14 protein-coding genes, 1 tRNA gene and 1 pseudogene are annotated in these 17,190 nt (G+C 33.0%); 10 read left to right on the top strand and 6 right to left on the bottom strand.

The window, feature by feature from the left end:
* Positions 1-268 precede the first annotated feature (268 nt).
* The 3 genes from WBG07_RS18630 to WBG07_RS18620 all read left to right on the top strand — a co-directional run bounded on the left by WBG07_RS18630 (position 269) and on the right by WBG07_RS18620 (position 2,406).
* Positions 269-502: a hypothetical protein gene (locus WBG07_RS18630; protein WP_340203547.1), complete on the top strand. Its 234-nt coding sequence runs from the start codon at positions 269-271 to the stop codon at positions 500-502.
* Between the two features lie 61 nt (positions 503-563).
* Positions 564-2,084 carry a thioredoxin-like domain-containing protein gene (locus WBG07_RS18625; protein WP_340203545.1) on the top strand — a complete coding sequence of 507 codons (1,521 nt, stop codon included), beginning with the start codon at positions 564-566 and terminating at the stop codon, positions 2,082-2,084.
* Between the two features lie 121 nt (positions 2,085-2,205).
* Complete coding sequence (locus tag WBG07_RS18620) at positions 2,206-2,406, top strand: cysteine peptidase family C39 domain-containing protein (protein ID WP_340203598.1); 201 nt, start codon at positions 2,206-2,208, stop codon at positions 2,404-2,406.
* On the opposite strand, the gene WBG07_RS18615 is transcribed toward WBG07_RS18620, so the two are convergent.
* From WBG07_RS18615 to WBG07_RS18605, 3 genes are read right to left on the bottom strand one after another with little or no spacing between them, the layout of a single operon-like run.
* The gene (locus WBG07_RS18615; RefSeq protein WP_340203544.1) at positions 2,327-3,769 is read right to left on the bottom strand and encodes a type IV secretory system conjugative DNA transfer family protein; all 1,443 of its coding nucleotides are present in this window, start codon (positions 3,767-3,769) and stop codon (positions 2,327-2,329) included. The genes WBG07_RS18620 and WBG07_RS18615 overlap by 80 nt on opposite strands.
* Positions 3,766-4,803, bottom strand: coding sequence for a MobB family relaxase (gene mobB, locus WBG07_RS18610; RefSeq protein WP_340203542.1), 1,038 nt, complete (start codon positions 4,801-4,803; stop codon positions 3,766-3,768). The genes WBG07_RS18615 and mobB overlap by 4 nt, the downstream gene beginning before the upstream one ends.
* Before the next feature lie 5 nt (positions 4,804-4,808).
* Positions 4,809-5,186, bottom strand: coding sequence for a BfmA/BtgA family mobilization protein (locus tag WBG07_RS18605; RefSeq protein ID WP_340203540.1), 378 nt, complete (start codon positions 5,184-5,186; stop codon positions 4,809-4,811).
* Positions 5,187-6,377: 1,191 nt separating this feature from the next.
* Between WBG07_RS18605 and WBG07_RS18600 the strand changes: the two genes are divergently transcribed.
* From WBG07_RS18600 to WBG07_RS18585, 4 genes are all read left to right on the top strand, one after another.
* Positions 6,378-7,097: a hypothetical protein gene (locus tag WBG07_RS18600; RefSeq protein WP_340203538.1), complete on the top strand. Its 720-nt coding sequence runs from the start codon at positions 6,378-6,380 to the stop codon at positions 7,095-7,097.
* A 379-nt stretch (positions 7,098-7,476) separates the two neighbouring features.
* Positions 7,477-7,860, top strand: coding sequence for a tyrosine-type recombinase/integrase (locus tag WBG07_RS18595; RefSeq protein ID WP_340203536.1), 384 nt, complete (start codon positions 7,477-7,479; stop codon positions 7,858-7,860).
* Between the two features lie 66 nt (positions 7,861-7,926).
* Positions 7,927-8,949: a hypothetical protein gene (locus WBG07_RS18590; protein WP_340203535.1), complete on the top strand. Its 1,023-nt coding sequence runs from the start codon at positions 7,927-7,929 to the stop codon at positions 8,947-8,949.
* Between the two features lie 652 nt (positions 8,950-9,601).
* The gene (locus WBG07_RS18585) at positions 9,602-11,224 is read left to right on the top strand and encodes a glycosyltransferase family A protein (protein ID WP_340203534.1); all 1,623 of its coding nucleotides are present in this window, start codon (positions 9,602-9,604) and stop codon (positions 11,222-11,224) included.
* A gap of 184 nt (positions 11,225-11,408) precedes the next feature.
* On the opposite strand, the pseudogene WBG07_RS19530 reads toward WBG07_RS18585, so the two are convergent.
* A pseudogene (locus tag WBG07_RS19530) lies at positions 11,409-11,892 on the bottom strand (transposase); the annotation flags it as partial.
* Between the two features lie 126 nt (positions 11,893-12,018).
* Here WBG07_RS19530 and WBG07_RS18575 point away from each other — a divergent pair.
* On the top strand, positions 12,019-12,369 hold the full coding sequence (locus WBG07_RS18575) for a hypothetical protein (RefSeq protein ID WP_340203531.1): 351 nt from the start codon (positions 12,019-12,021) through the stop codon (positions 12,367-12,369).
* A gap of 5 nt (positions 12,370-12,374) precedes the next feature.
* Positions 12,375-13,793, top strand: coding sequence for a hypothetical protein (locus WBG07_RS18570; RefSeq protein WP_340203529.1), 1,419 nt, complete (start codon positions 12,375-12,377; stop codon positions 13,791-13,793).
* 391 nt (positions 13,794-14,184) lie between these two features.
* Here WBG07_RS18570 and WBG07_RS18565 read toward each other — a convergent pair whose 3' ends face one another.
* Both WBG07_RS18565 and WBG07_RS18560 read right to left on the bottom strand, forming a co-directional pair.
* Positions 14,185-15,426, bottom strand: coding sequence for a site-specific integrase (locus WBG07_RS18565; protein WP_340203527.1), 1,242 nt, complete (start codon positions 15,424-15,426; stop codon positions 14,185-14,187).
* 228 nt (positions 15,427-15,654) lie between these two features.
* Positions 15,655-15,729: transfer RNA gene (locus tag WBG07_RS18560), tRNA-Pro, on the bottom strand.
* Between the two features lie 255 nt (positions 15,730-15,984).
* Between WBG07_RS18560 and WBG07_RS18555 the strand changes: the two genes are divergently transcribed.
* Positions 15,985-17,121 (top strand): PQQ-dependent sugar dehydrogenase, encoded by a 1,137-nt coding sequence (locus WBG07_RS18555; RefSeq protein WP_340203526.1) that lies wholly within the window; start codon positions 15,985-15,987, stop codon positions 17,119-17,121.
* Positions 17,122-17,190: the final 69 nt, after the last annotated feature.

The raw sequence follows: 17,190 nt of genomic DNA, 5'->3' as shown, positions 1-17,190 counted from the left end.
GTTCTAAAAAAGATATTAGGTTTATTGCATATAAGATATACCAACTCTTTTTTAAAAGATAGCTTATACGCACATCCTAATTTTCCAAGTTTGCTATAGGTATCAGATACTCTAAGTACATATGCAATTGAAAACATGGCCGTAAAGATTTCTACTGAAAAGTTGAATACAATATAAAAACATACATAATATTCTTTCGCGAAGAGTAGACACAAAACTTAGGTGTCGTAAAATGTCTAAGTATTTTATATAATCAAATACGTTTATAATGAAAAAATTAAAATTTAATCAATATGAGTTATTAAGTCGTAGTCAATTAAAAAGTATATTTGGTGGTGGTGGAGAAATGCAAATGTCTTTAGACGGAACACAAGGCGGTTCTGGTAATTGCACCGTACGTTGTAAGGATGGTAGACGACATGAAAATCAGCCAGATTGTAGTAGAGCAACGGCAGAAGCAGTATGTGGTGGAACAGATACCGCTAATGGTTGTGTTTGCTAATTTATTAAGATCAGTACATTTTTAAAAGTGTACTGATTTTTTATAACATAATTATTTAGCTATGCCTAAAACAATAATTCTTCTTGTACTATTAAGTTTACTTATAAGCTGTAAAACAGATTCGAAAGAAATATTAAAAAAAGATGTACCGCATAAAAAAGTTTACTTTGAAGGAATTACAGAGGATTCTCAATTTAAGTCATTCACAGTAAATAATAACGCTTATTTTTTTGGAAAAACTTTTGCTCATGGAAACCCTGGCAATGACATAACCAGTCTTTCTTTTGAAATTAAAAAAGCACAGTTTTTAGGTTTTTTTAGTATGATTGAGCAATCTGACAAGAAACGTTTATATGCTAAATATAATTTCTTTGTTACACCAGGAGATACCATATTACTGAAGTTTATAAATGGGATTCCCAGAATAACAGGTAATAATATAGCTCATTACAACTACGCTATTAAGATGGATTCTTTAGGCTTACAATGGCCATTATATGCTAACAATATTATAGCTTACAAAGAAAAGTGTGAAAAAATTTATAAGAAAAAACAACGTTTTTTTGCTGATTATATAAAAGAGCACCCAGAAGTATCTAAAGACTTTAAAAATCATGTAAGTTCTGAAATAAGACACGAATACCTCTACTATTTGATGTCACCAAAATCAAATCAACCTAGCCGTAGCGGCTTAAACGCCTGGCCAAGAGTTTATGAACTTATAAAAGATGCTAATGAAAGAATCAATGATTATAAATATTTCGATAGTATTTCTTTACAAGATTTTAATAGTCAACATTTTATGACTAATTATTACTACAAAAGAAATGTTGTTGATTTTATACGCTATTATTTTACAGAGAATTATTATAGGGAATTAACAAAATCTAATTTTTTAAAAGAAAAAGCCTTTATTGAGAAAAACTTCACAGGAACTATTAAGATTTATGCTATAGGTAGATTAATTTACGATTATTATGCAAAAGTTTTTCCAGCTAATATGAATGTTATCCCAGTTCTAAAAGAAACGCTTACTAGCTATATGCCATTATTTTCAGAGCCCTCTTATAAAGAAGAAATGGAACGTATTGCCATTAATCTGGAGAATTTTAATGTTAAAATACCAGATCATATCTTAGAAGAAAACCTAATTAATTTAGACAGTGTTAGCACTAATTTAAATACTGCTTTTAAAAATAATCCAAATACCATAAAAATAGTAGATTTTTGGGCGAGTTGGTGTAAACCTTGTATTCAAGAAATTAAAGACACAAAATCGTTTAAAGAAAAATTAAAAGAGCACTATAATGTAGAGTTCATCTATCTATCTATAGATCGAGATAAAGATATAGATAAATGGATTCATATGTCTCATAATTTAGCAGCTTATGGGCTTAAAGAAAATCAATTTTTAATAGCTGGTGGTAAAAAATCAGATTTAGCAAAGTTCTTTGATGTTAGAGACATTCCTAACTATGGTATTATAGATAAAAAAGGAAATGTTATAATGAGTAATGCACCAAGATTATCAGATAGTTTGGTTTTTGAAAAAATCATAAAAAATTTAAGTTTAGATAAATAGTTTTTTTTGAAAAAACCTTTTCATTTTACAAAAAACCCGGTACTAACGAAATAAGTGAGTTCTCTAGAGACAACTAGAGAAGGTTAGTAACCTTTTAAAACTTAGCGATGCTGCTGAAGCTATCGATTATAAAACTATAGGTGTAAAATTAACCCTTGATAAGCTTAAAGATGCCCCTTTACCTCGTATAGCATACTGGAACAAGAATCATTTTGCGGTAGTTTATAAAATAAAGTTTATTCCTAATTTTCGAATAGAAACCTCACTTCATGGTATATTTTTTCAAAATTTAATTTTAATTCCTTTTGTGAAAATTGAGTGATTTTTTCGGGCAATTCCTTTTTAATTTCTTGTAATTTAAACCGTACTTTTCTATCATTACCATCTGCAAACGCAATAAACTCCCCTTGCTTTAACCTAAAGAAAATATCGGCTCTACGCTTGGAAACCTCTTTTTCGCCTTTCGTAATACGGCTCTCTAAACTCAAGCCACTACTTTTACTAATACTTTTAGTGGATTGTTTTATAATTTCAAAAAAACGCTCATAGTATTTAGCAGTATCCGGGTCGTTAACTTTTCCAAAAAACTGATACGATAGATTACTCAATATCGCCTTACTTGCCTTATCGCCATACATCATATCATTCTGAATTTTATCTTGCATTACATAAACAGTGGCAATATTATAACTCCGTAAAGTGGCAGGGATTCGGTGCATATTCAATAAGCGAATAGTAGGTGCTTCTTCCATCATTAAAAATGATGGTTTCGCATTTCGCACACTCATTTGCTTAGTAATCGTATGTACAATAGTAGCTATGATTGGTGAGTAGGCTGATTCATATTTTGGGTTGTTTACAACAGAAATAACCCCTAATTTCTCCTGACTATTGATATCTAGGGGAACATCATCAGCTGATAGTACCATGAAAATACTTTGTGTACTGATCTTTTTAAAAGCATTGGCAAGGGTACTTTTTACTCCTGCAGTTTGCCTATCTGAATCTTTGCCACTGATAAAAGCATCTGCCATAGCTCTAGCGGTTACGTTACTTTCCAGAAAAGCAACAAGACTATCCGTATCTAAAAGTTGATAGATGGCTATAAGGTGAGGCAGCGTACAGTATTTAGGATAAGACGTTTTTAATTTCCATATTAATCCACTGACTAAACCTTCTGCAGCATCGATAAAAAATTTTGAAGTTCCCAAACTACCAGATTCTTTTTGCTCCAATAAGTTTTCCATCAGTACTTTGGTAACTTCATTGACACTTTCTTCATTTTCCATATAACGAGGTGCAATGGGGTTCACCCGATGGAATATTTTATCAAACGAAACAATATAGAATGGAATTTTATTAGCTTCAAATAGAGGGTAAGCAATCTCGGTAAGTTCAAAATGTTTGTAATCATGAATGACTCCGGAAAAGGAATACTTACTAAAATGCTTCAAAAAATTATAGACGACACTTTCTGTTTTTCCACTTCCCGCAGAACCTATTACCGATGCGCCCCGCTTAATATTTTCAATCTTAAATTTCCCTGATTTGACTTTGAACTGAACTTGATATTTCTTATCCACTTTTGTACTTCTGTCATTATGTAGAAACACATATAGCATAATACTTACCAACAGTAATGGAACAATAACATAGACAACAATATGTGCAAGAGACCAACTCATATTCCAATAGAACCAGATTTTAATGCTACCTCTACCCCTTTTTTAAGTCTCTTGATTACTTTAATAGCCAACTGAACTTTATTGGTGGGAATATTCATCATGGGAACTCCAGATTTGCCCAAGATTTTAAATGCAGTAGCTTTTTCATTTGTTGGCAATCCCATCAGTACCGAAAAGTAAAGCTTTGGGTTTTTGATAAAATTTTTTTTGGCCTGGTAGGTTTCTGCATAGTTTCTTTTGTATCCAAATTGCTTGTCGAATTTCTTTTCAGCATTGGAGAAAAATGAATCCCTATCAAACCCTCGTTTTACTTTCTTACCGTTCATCACAACTTCTGAAGCTTTGTATTTACTTCCCGGGGATAGACTTACCGAATTAGAAGTATCTTTTCTACTTACTATAATATGAATGTGGCTTTGGTTACCTTCTTTTTGCATTCCCTGAACAATTCGCCTTCTCCCGATGCCTCGGGATTGGTGTGGAGCCTCTTTTTCCAATTGGCTGATTTTCTGTTTCAATTTTGAAATGTTGCCTTTTAGTTTGCCATTTTCAATTTTTCGAATATCCTGTTTCAATTGAAGAATTTTACTGGCAAAGGGTTGGTTTTCTTTCACTTGAAAATCCGTCCCCTTGAACTTCCGTTGGTGTTCAATCTTTGCATAATATTTAATATCATCAATGGTTATTTGCTTCCCATTGATTTCCCTATTGAACGATTTCACATAATCTTTCATCACTTCACGGGTATAGGCTTTTAAATCGGTACTACTGTTTTGCAATTGCTTAAGTTCATATTTGCTTGGACTTATGGTGATGGAATAAAATTTTGGTTCAGTCTTTTTCAGTTTTGAGGTATTACCATCAATCCTCTTGACCACTTCTTTGGCAGATATCTCATCACCATATTGATTGAAAAAGTGTTCCATATCTTGCTGTTCCAATCCTTGATTTTCTTTCTCCAGATACTCCACATAATCCGCCACACTCTGCGAATAAGAGCCTCCTAATTTCTGGGGTGTGATGGTGACATACATTTGCACTATAATTGATTATTGTTGCCTTTCTTTTCCTGAAACTTCACTTTTTTTTCGACCAATGGCGGTTTGCTTTTGGGTTCTACTTCTTCAAAAAGGGATTGCATCATGGCTACTGTGGGTCGGGTTTGGCTTTTTTCCATATCCCTCAAAATGGCAATGACTGCATTCACTCGCTTTTTAATCAAATTTTCAAGGGTATGAACAGTTGGTCCAATAGAATCTTTTGGGGATAGATTATTACCCTCAAAAAAGTCCAACATCATCAATAAGGTCATCGAATTTGATGCACCCATTTTCTTGCTAAAAGCTCGAAACTTTTTGGCTATCGAGCTTTTAAAACTAATAGTCGTAAATTCCTCTTTTTCGTATCCGTTATCCATTTTTACTCTAAAAATTTATTGGTTTTATTGGGCTGAACACCTTTTTACTCTAAAAACGAATGCTTTACATATTATTTTAGTTAAAATTATTTTTTAAACCACTGTAATACAGTTATTTAAAAACAAGAGGCTTGCTGAAACATCGCGTAGCGTGTTACCCTCTTGCTTATCATTTTCGTTCGCCAAAAGCGAACAAAAACTCAAACAACCTGACCAAAAAAGCCTGTCTTGAGCTTGGCGAAAGGTCAGTTGCTTCTTTCCCAGTGCGACCCTTATAAATATATCTAATTGATGTTCAAAATTAAAATGGCATATGCTACCAAATACTTCGTTTTTGAGCTATTACATATGGTTTTTAGTAGAAATATAGATTTGAACGTCAACTTTCAAAATAACTACCTACATCTTTAATTAAAATAGATCCTTGATAATTCAAACGTGTAAGGTGGACTAGTATTAAAAGTGATTTACTTATTATATCTGGAGCGTTTTCCTTTTTTGATTCTTCTTTTGTTTTGCTTCCTTTTTGATGGTTTTGTTAAAGTTCATAAATCCAAGTTTCGATTTACTTCCCATAGCGCCATCGCTGTTACCTCTTTTTGATGCTCATTGTGCTTCAATATTCAGGTTTGGTAAAGCGTATAAAAAAGAGCGAGGTATAAGCCTGGCTTTATGCCGTAGGCTGCCAACGGATGTTGTTTTTTTGCTTACAACAAAAGGGAATCAGTGGGGGTGCGTGAAGTGGGTGTAATACCTAAAAGGAAGAATAATAGGGTTCTTTGAAGGGGAAGGAGCTGAGAATTTTTAAAATGGAATATATCTGCCAGCTAAGACAATTTAGAATATAAGTCATGAAGCAGGTCTGCGACCCATCCGATTTTTGCTATACGTTTATCTCCCGGAACACTACAAAAACCGGACAGGTTCCGGCGCAGAAAGTTTTGGTAAGATTGTAGATTTGAATTTGATTTAATAAAAATTATAATCTAATAAATTCATTTGTAAAGGCGGATAACAAAAGTTTTATGGATTTCCTTTTCCACTGAAACTTTTGCAAGTTTAACTTTGTAAGAAATGTCTAAATTATCCCTTTTGATTTACTTACAAAATGGTTATATTTGAAAATAAAGTATGATCAAAAGAATTGATATTAGTTAGTTCTCTCTAAAAAAAATTTAATACAAAATTCAAATGAATAACGAGAATAATGTTGGGATTTCTTCAAAAAAAATAATCTACATATTAGCAGGGATAGGTTTTTTTATTTTTTGGAGATATTTAATTAACGTTTCTAGAAATGGTGGTTACGATAATTATTTCAATCTATTCTGTTACTTAATAATAGGTTTCTTCCCTTCAATTCTCTGTTTTATTGTCGGATTTACTCATAAATCTAATAGTAGTCATAATTTAAAATCAATAAGTAAATATAATTCCTCATATCCTAGTAATTCTTATTCAAATGATAATTTGAATGATACTACTCAAGAAGAATTAAAAAGAATGGAAAAAGAAGCCATCTCTAAAGGCATTCTGGCGCCAGGAAAAAGAGGTCAATATATTGATAAAAAAACAGGTGAATTCAAGAGAGATTATTTTTTTAGTTTGTTGAATAATAAAACAAAGGATAGTATTGACTTAGAAACTGGAAAATATCAAACGAAAGATTTTTTTGGTTTTAAAATTGATACTGGTAAAAAGATTGATATTGAAAGTGGTATAATATATAAGAAACAAGATTTGGGGTATGAAAAAACCAAAACACGAGTAAATCAGGTCACCGGAAGAATTGAAAAAAAGGATGATTTAGGAATTTTTTGGAATAAGACAGATGAGCGAATAAATCCTAAAACTGGTAAAAGGGAAAAAAAGGATGATTTCGGAATATTCTGGAATGAGGTAGATGAATAGAAGTTTAAGAGTAATTGGATAGTGTAAACTTCCCGGCCACATGACTTATTAATAATTAATATTAGTGACTCAAAGTTCTACTAAGTTTACCAAAGTACCACTTAGCGAACGGATTTTGTAGGCGAGGTTTCGGAAGCCTTTTTCTTGCTTAACTTTCTACATTTATAAGCGAGTTTTTTATTTAATTAGTTCAAAAATTATTTAAAACCCGGTTTTAAGGAAAACCGAGAAACCTTGAAGTTATACCATTTCATAAATAGTTTCAAAAAGCAGCTTGTCCAGTTTTTCCTGTTGGGTAAAACCCTTCTTTAAGGAGTCATGAAGTACCTAATTAAAGGCATTATATCCCAACTATAGATTCTTCTTTTCATTGAATGCAATGGCTTCTGCAGAAAGAATTTCCAGTAATTCTCATGATTTGCTGGATTTATTAAGAAACTACTACAAAATTTACCGCCCTAAGCAATGGTTATTTGAAGGGCATAATGATCTTCAGTACAGTGCTTCCAGCATACGGCAGGTATTTAATCGTTCTAAGCGCAAAGCCTTAGGTAATTCTTCGGCAACTGTGCATACTCCTAGGCACAGTTTTGCTACGCACCTTTTAGAGAATGGTGTTAATTTGCGGTACATACTGCAGCTTTTAGGGCATAGTTCCCGTAAAACCACCGAAATTTATACACATGTGAGTACTACACATTTAACAAATTTTAGAAGTCCTTTTGATTTAGTATTCAAAAAGGTATATTTGAAAGAGAAATAAACAAAATAAAGTACGTTTATTAACAAGTTGTATGCAATCTAAAGTAACCAACAAATACTCAATAAAATGAAAACAAAAACTATTTCAGCAATCGCACTAACCTTGGCGTTGGTTTTAAATGTTCAAAGTGCCTGGAGCCAATGTGAAGGAAATCAGCAGGAGTTAGATGCAATCAAACTCAAATATGAATCAAGGTTTAAGGACGTTGAGAAAAGAGCGAAAGAAATTGAAGATGATGCTCCAGACCCGGACAATGCAGTTGAAACGACTGTTCAAGTTGACTTTGATATTACAATACAAGAACAGCATTTTGCACTAGATTTAGTTTCAGTTATAATGAAGGATAGAAAAATAGCATTCGACTTACCTCAAATTACTATGGAAACCAAGTCCATAAAATTTGATGAAGTTTATACTAAAATGGTTCTTAAGAAGACTGGACAGTATCCAGAAATTCATTGTAAAGATACTTGGATATACGGACCGTTTGGATCTAAAACAAAGGGGGTTCCCAAATGTAAAACTGTTTGGAAAGACATTCTAACAGACGTACCCGAAGTCCATACAAGAACAGTTGAGATAAAAACAGACATACCTCAATTCAAAATGGCTACAACCGAATTTATTACAGCTATCCCAGAATTTAAAATGGAAAGACAGGATATAGTGATGAACTTACCAAGTATTACCGTAAAGGATGTGAAAGCCGAAACGAAAAGGATGGAAGAAGAAACACAAGAATTACAAAACTATAGCCAAGACTTGGTAGGCGAACAAAAGAAAGAATTTGCAAAAGCAATTTCAGGCAATTTTCAATGTCAAAGAGAAAATCTTCTTTTAAAAAGAGATGAACTTACTAACAGCTTTTCAAATTCAATCAAAGAAATTGATTCGAATATAGAACAGCTGAAAGCAAGTGGTTTTGACCCTTCAAATTTGAAATCATCAGACGGACAAACAGTCAACCTAATAGACTTAAAAAAGCAATTAGCAGATAAGGAAATCGAAGCTTTAAAGAGCATAGATGAAGCAATTGCCGAACTGAATGAAAAAGAAAAAGAAACGATTGAACAGTATTTTACTGAATAAAAAAGACTGCATACAAAAAAGGTAGCCGTTGCACAAGCCAATAATTTGAAAAAAACAGGTCTATTTAAAGCGGTTTTATCATTTTAAAACGGTCTGGAAACCTCAAAATTTAAGTTCATTACAAGGCCTTTAAATACAGTAATAAAGATACTTTTCAGATTGTAAATTAGTGCATTGCTTCCCAGCCCACTTTTCACCTTATTTTGAGTGAATTTCAGGTATTATTTAAACCTTCCATTAGTATGTCGAAGGATTATAAACAATTGCATGTAGATATATGTATTTATTAGTCTGCCTAATTCCAAATAGCCTACTGCCCCCATAAAAACCTTTGGTAAGTGGGTAGAGAAAATCAAGATCGATAGTTTCTTTCAGACTACAGTAAAAATTGTTTGGAGGGATGCGCTCACTTAACTTAATATTAGTAAACATATTTTCACAATTATTTTTTAATATTACATAACTAAAAATACGATATTTCTTATTTTTAGACAATAGTTGTGCAACAAGCACATTGTATAAAAATAATAGCGGTCTATTCGCTTTAACGAAAATAGAATCTAAATCAAACAACGGTAAAACCGAAAGGTAAGTGCATAAAATCCGCTACTACTCTTATACGTTACCGTTAGGCAAAATTTAAAGGAATCCCATGAAAAAAGCATTATTAATAAAAAAAGGAAACTTTTGGGAACTCATTCAATATTTGCAAGAGAACTATGGAGCTCCATCATGTCATGAAGAAATTGTAATTTATATTGACAACAAAGAAAGTGAATATCTTAAAACAGTTATTACCCCAAGTAAATTGAAATGGAGTTGGTTTGATAAAAGGACACATGATCCAATTGTAATAAATAATGACATTATTAAGCGGAGATATAATAACATTGTGACAAGTCTTCGTCATCTAAAAAGTAAACTTGTTTTCCTTGCTATTAATTATGGTAATAAGGGGCAAATATCTACTTCTAGTGTGTTTACTTTTAAGGACAATGAATCTGATTTCAAGATTGAACTCAGACCCACAACTTTAGTTGGAGAGTTAGTGACTGTAATCGCACCGGAATCAATTGACCCTACTCAAACCTTGTATCAAAAATTGGAAAGCTATTTGAAAGAACTATCTAAACACGTAGAAACGCATGATGCACTAAAGAAAAAAATTTCAAAATTAGATGAGTATAAAGAGTTCATTCACAGATTCGGAGATTCTTGGCAATTAGATTCAATTATTCTTGAGTTTTGCCAGAAAAACGGAATTCTTAGTGTTTTTAAGGAAAAAAATACTTTTAGAGAGTTACTGGAAGCTAAAGACAACAACTACTCATTATATGAAAAACTCTTTGAAAAAATCACGAATACACCTCTTTTATCAAGAAATCACAATTTTACAGAAATTGTCAAAAAACATGATGTTTCTATAATAATTCCATACTATAATTCTGAGGAATCAATTAAACAGGTTCTACTGGGCATACAACATCAAAAAATAAATCCAAACATCTTAAATAGCCTTGAAGTAATAATTATCGATGATAATTCAATAAAGCCCGTTGAAAACGTAATAGAATCAAAAGCATATCCATTTAAAATAAAGATTATCAGATTAAGCGAAAATTCAGGAGCATCGCATGCAAGACAACTTGGAACACTTCATAGTAGTGGGGAAATTTTAATTTTTATTGATTCTGATATTATTTTATCAAAATATTATTTAGCAGATCATATTATAAGAAACACAATTATTGATAATGCTGTTTTTGTTTCTTTCAAAGAGAATGTTGAAAGATCAGATTCAAAGATTAATGAAGAAAATATAGTTAATGGCTTGCCTTTATCTGACTATTCAAAAGAAATAAGAACCAGTCGTTTTATATCCCAAGACACTATAGGGTTTAGTGATTCAGCTATTGAACAACAAATTAATATTTTAGAAGAAACTCACTATTTTAAAAATTTTCATGGCTCTCGTGTAATGGCAATTTTTGACTTGAGTGCAATGGTTATTGGACATAATTTTTCGGTTAAGAAATCTATATTAACCAAAACAAATCCATTTAGTAAAGATTTCAAAGGATGGGGAATGGAAGATCATTTTTTTGGAATAAAAGTTGTTATTGGAGGAAGTTATATTATCCCAGTCCTAAGTTCCTCTGTTTATCATATGGATCACGAACCTAGATCTGGTAGCGAGGAGAAAAAAGCATTGGAGTCAAGAAAGAATATTGAAAAAATAAAGCGATTTTTAGATCAAGTTGATATTGAAAGTTAATACTTTGCCTAATCGAGTAGACGGCTCCGCCAATGATTGACGGAGTGCGCCTCTCACACCACCGTAAGTACGAATCTCGTATACGGCGGTTCGTATTATTAGAACTTCACTCTCTGGTAGTATTCCAACATAGACTCATACCCTCTTCGCGTTAAACGCTTCACAGTTATAGTTGTTTTTAGAATGGGACTTTGAGCTCCAAGCTATCCATGCTGGCATTGGCTTTTACCGGAGCCGAATCAATCGCCTGGGTATGACCGCCGACCATTCCCACTTCAACACATAGGTTAAAAATGTTGGTAAACACTTCTTCAAAAATACTTTCAGGAAACAACTGCCGGGTCCGGCTTATGGTAGAAAGCCAGGGAAGCTGTTCATCAATATCATATCCTAAAAAATATAGGATATCCAAACGTAAAGAACAATGATCTATGAGCTTTCTGTCACTGGTAATGTTTTCTAAGTAACCCACTAAACATAGCTTAAATAAAAACTACTGGATCTATACTCTATTGTCCGCTGCCCCCATAAAAACCTTTAGTGCGTGGGTAGAGTAAATAAAAATAAATAGTTTCTTTCAGTCTAAGGTAAAAATTATTTGGAGGGATGTGCTCGCTTAACTTAAAATTAATGAACAGCTTTTCTTGGCATTTCTTCTTGCCTTGCACAACTAAAGCTACGATTTTTCCTATCTTTGCACAATAGATGTGCAACAGGCACAATGGCTAAAACGTTTATAGCCAGCAAAAAATGGCTACGCCGTTTAGCCGATACCGTTACCAATAATTGAATTGATGGAATTAGAAATACTACAAAAATACTCGCAAAGCCAATTATATGAAATCCTCGAAGCTTCATTTGAGGATGGCGGACTCGGGGCAATACCTCAAAACGATAAGGAAAAGTCAGAAAAAGGATACTATAGATTTATCAGAATTCTTAAACAAACTAGGGAAGACCTCTGTAAATCCAATCAATTTCAAGAGCTACTTAGAAACCAGAAAAAGTATAAAAAATTAGAAGCAGCCGCAGTCGTATCTGACATAATAATATCGATTACTGGCATGGCCACTCTTTCTGTATTTACTTTTTCCCTTATTTTGATTTCCTATGGACTGGATACTATTTGTTCTAAAAAGGGATAGTTATCATGTTTTTTAGAAAAAGATATTCTTGCCTGCTAAGTACAGAGCATAATGAACCCATTGAAGTCATTCTGTCAGAGTATTTTCAAGAAGCTTCAAAAGATATACAATTATTACATAAATTTCTATTGGCTACTTCTGGCCAAGACCTGTTATTAAAGGAATCAATAAGCTCAATTACCAATATACTAATTGACGAATATGACCTTGGTTTGACTTGTAATATAGCGAGAAATGGATGTTTAAAAATATCTTTAGGGCTGATCTTAGCAATAGATGGATTTTCAAACCTTCAATCGAGCTCTTATCTAGATGATTCAACGTATGTCAACAACAAATCTTTCGAATATTTTGGTGAAAGATTCCCGGTTTTTTCAGATTACAATTTCATTAACTTCATAGAAAAAATAAATGTAAACCTCCTTTTTGCCTTAACTCCGTGTCTGCCCAAGAGTGAAGAATTTATTGAGTATTGGAGCTTAACAGGCAGTCTAATATTTTCCTATTTTATTTTTCATGAGCTAGGGCATCAAAATTTAGGACATTTTAAGGTAGTTGATGAGTCAACCAAACCATTAAAGATATTTGAATATGAAGCTGATTCATACGCTCTTATTCGACTATTTCAGGAATATTTTAGAGAGGACTTCCATTTAGATTTAATACGAAAATTTCACCATCCAAAAAATATTCAGACTAAATATTTATTGCATAATGTTTTATCCTCTTCTGCATTCTCGGCTCTTAGCATCATAGCTGGCCTTACTCAATCAGATTCAAATTCACAAATAGAAAATGAAGCATATCCCTCAACTGAAAGTCGAATTTTAAACATGATAACAACCTTTCATTCAGTTAGATTTGCATGTAACTCTTTGAATGATATAAGTAAAAAAGAAATATGCTTGAGAATTAATGAATACGAATTAACTACGTTATTATTCTTGGCTATCATCCATAGCGATAAAACTATGGTCTCGGCTAAACGTCTACCTATTCTTAATAACAGATTTAAAATGTCCTTTGTTATAGATCCGAGTGGCAGAAGGTTTATTCATTACGAAATGAATGAATCAGTTGATTTTATAGAAGTTAAGAAGCGATCTCGTTCCATTATAATCAATTTTTGGCTTTGGTATAATCAGACATTTGTCCATAGTTCAAATAAGAAGTATGAAAAACCTTTTGAGGAATGGCAATCAATAATCCAAGAGGGAAAGTCAAAAAGAGGATCATATTGGGATGTTAATGAAGCTGTTACTTTCGAGAGCATGTTTCAAGATCCAATAAGAATTATTGTATGCAAATTCTATAAATTGATGATAAAAAATCATCATGAATTGTTAACAGGAGTAATTACGAAGGATAAATTATTATCGGAGGCTATCTCTCTGGTGGACAAATGTCTTTTTCAAGAGAAATAAATATTGGTAGTCGAGTAGGTAAAGGGGAATCTCACCCCTAAACCTCTCACAGAACCGTACGTGAACCTCTCGGCTCATACGGCTCTTGTTATGCCGTCTGTTTGTGTAAGCTTCCCTTAAATCCGAACTGTTTAGAATTACAAAAATGATTAATATAACAGTAAGAAATTTTAGACAAGGCTACAATCTTTATAAAGCCAAGGGGTTTAGTAGTTAATTACAGTAATATGCTAGATAATAGTATTTTCTTATTCTTTAAATACTAAAAGTTAAAATAAATATATTTAATCTCAATTATGAGTCAACAAATCGACAACACCCATTATAGAATTTGCATAATCTTATGAAAGTCAAAAGGTATTAAATAATAGTTTGAATCCTGCTGAAATATTCAAACTACAAACTTTTTTGTTTTAGAGCCAGTCAATACCTTTTTCAAATTATTAATATCGGAGCTAATTTTTTCTTCCAGTACCCTGGCATATACCTGAGTAGTCGAAATTTTAGTGTGCCCTAACAATTTTGAAACTGTTTCAATGGGAACACCATTTGAAAGCATCACTGTAGTAGCAAATGTATGTCTTGCAGAGTGAAAGGTCAAATTCTTATGAATATCCAAATCACTGGCAATTTCCTTCAAATAGACATTTACTTTTTGATTGGAATATACGGGTAATATTCCATTATTCTTCTCAGAATAAGAGCCATATTTTTTTAAGATAACCCAAGCTTCATCTAAGATCGGAATCTTTACAGGCTGCTCATTCTTTTCGCGTTGGGTAAATATCCAGTAGTTCCCATCAATCCCCTTTACTATATTATCTTCTGTTAGGTTTTTAAGATCAGTGTATGACAACCCTGTGTAGCAAGCAAACAAAAAGGCATCAAGGACGTTTTGATGCCCTTTATCATAGATTATAGCTTCTCTAAATACCTGTAACTCCTCCTTTGAAAGAAACTCCTTTTTGTGCTTATTGAATTTCAGCTTATATCGTGCAAATGGGTTCTTATCCAACCATTCCAAATCCATCGCGAAATTCATCAACTTACGAAGTCTTTCCAGATGTTTCATGATGCCATTATTGTTTAAAGGATTAGCATTTTGAAGTGATGGCCCTTTTCGCAAATACTGTTCAAAATCAATAATGAAACTATACTTAAGATGTTTCAAATATATGTCCGTGGTCTTTTTTTTATTGACCAGGAAACGTTTTAGATAGTTCTCGGTGGTATAGTAGTTTTTTAAAGTACCTTGTCTAAGCACACCCAACATATTTTCATTGTGGTACGTCACCAAATCCATCAAGGTTTTATGTTTTTCGTCTTGCCCGACGAACCTGGCTTTTATAGAATTAGCCGTAACTAATTCAAAATCAGAAGTTAACTGCTTATAACACAGTAAAAGCTTGGCCTTAACCTGGTCCAAATAGGCGTTCAATTCATTGCCTTCTGGTGTCCTAGAGGTGGTTTTCTTGGATTTGGTGTCCCAATAGGTAACTTTTGTTTGGCGTTTTAAACTGATTTCTGCCCGCTTTCCATCAACTGTTACACGTGCATAAATCGGTGCAAAATCATCTTTACTTTTGGCAGTATTCAGCCAAAAATGGATACTAAATGTTCTTGAGGAGCCCATATACTCTCGCTTTAAGTTAATACTCGATTTGAATTCGAAAGTCAAATCGAAGCGAAAGTCAAACGCTATGGTGTTACCAAAGTAGTGAAAAAATTCGGTTAAAAACAGGTAACCGAATAGGTAACTTTTGTTTTGATATTAAAGCTAACTAAATGAAATCAGAAAAAATGAATTTCACTGAAAATCATTTAGTTAGCATTTTTATGGTTTCTATTGAAACCCAATTTGTCGGGGTGAGAGGATTCGAACCTCCGATCTCACGGCCCCCAGCCGTGCACTTTAACCGGACTAAGCTACACCCCGAAAATCACTCTAAAATGCTTTCACTATTTCAATTAGAGTAAACATCTGCTTTAATGGTACTAGTTTAAGAATTGCTCTAAATGCTAGATTCCATTAACGGATGCCAAAAATATAAAAACTCCTAGAATTAATCATGATCTTTCATGATTTTTAAACAAATTAGTAATGACTATTTAGGACTACTAATTTCTTTCAGAAAAGTTAATCTAAACTTTCTTATCATTAAATTTCTATAATTCTTTGTAACTTTTAACTATGAAAATATTTACTACCAAACGCATACTTTATGTATTATTTCTTTCTCTTTTTCTTTGGAAGTACTTAAGTCTTACGCCTAAAGATTCAGAAATTAAAGATCCAGAGATAACCCGCAAGTTAGAAGCTGTTATGGAAAACAAGGGTGTTTTATGGGGCATGGACTTCCTGCCAGATAAAAGCTTATTGGTTACAGATAAAGCGGGCAGTTTAATTCATTTTAAAAATGGGAAGCAAACAGTTATAAAAAACCTACCTCCTATTTACCAAATGGGACAAGGTGGCTTATTAGACGTAAGAGTGCACCCCAATTATGAAAACAACGGGTGGATCTATATCACTTTTGCCTCCTCTGAAGGGGGCGGTGAGGGTGGTAATACAGCTTTGATGCGTGGTAAGATTAATAATGAGCGTTTTGTAGACAAAGAACTTTTGTATAAAGCAGTACCAAACTCTGACGCAGGACAACATTTTGGATCTCGCATTGAATTTGATAATGATGGATATCTTTATTTTACTATAGGAGATAGGGGAAACAGAGATGTGAACCCTCAAGATATCAAAAGGGATGGAGGCAAAGTTTATAGATTAAATGATGACGGAAGTATTCCTAACGACAATCCTTTTGTGAATGAAGCAGGAGCAAAAAAAGCCGTATTTAGTTACGGGCATAGAAACCCTCAAGGAATGACATTACACCCGGAAACCGGAGAACTATGGACTCATGAACATGGTCCCAGGGGTGGTGACGAAATTAATATCATTAAAAAAGGAAAGAACTATGGATGGCCATTGGTCACTTATGGGATTAATTATATTGGCACGTCTATTACAGATAATACCTCGCTTCCCGGAATGGAAGATCCCCTTCATCACTGGACACCTTCTATAGCTCCCTCTGGAATGGCTTTTGTAAATGGAAAATACTATCCAGAATGGAAAGGGGATTTATTAGTAGGCTCATTATCATTTCAATACCTAGAACATCTTAAAATTAAAAACAATAAGGTAATGCTCCGAGAGCGAATTTTTGATGGAATTGGTAGAGTAAGAAATGTAAAATCAGGACCAGATGGCATCATTTATATTTCCATTGAAGGAAAAGGAATTTTTAAATTAGTTCCTAATGCTAAATAAAATATATTAATACGTACACCTACAATTGCTGAGTCCTTGAAAAAGATCAATGCCAATGGTGAGCATATG

The sequence above is a fragment of the Ascidiimonas meishanensis genome, assembly GCF_037782385.1.
GTDB lineage: Bacteria > Bacteroidota > Bacteroidia > Flavobacteriales > Flavobacteriaceae > Ascidiimonas > Ascidiimonas meishanensis.
The sequence above is the reverse complement of the archived record's forward strand: the minus strand, read 5'-3'. Positions and strand labels throughout refer to the sequence as shown.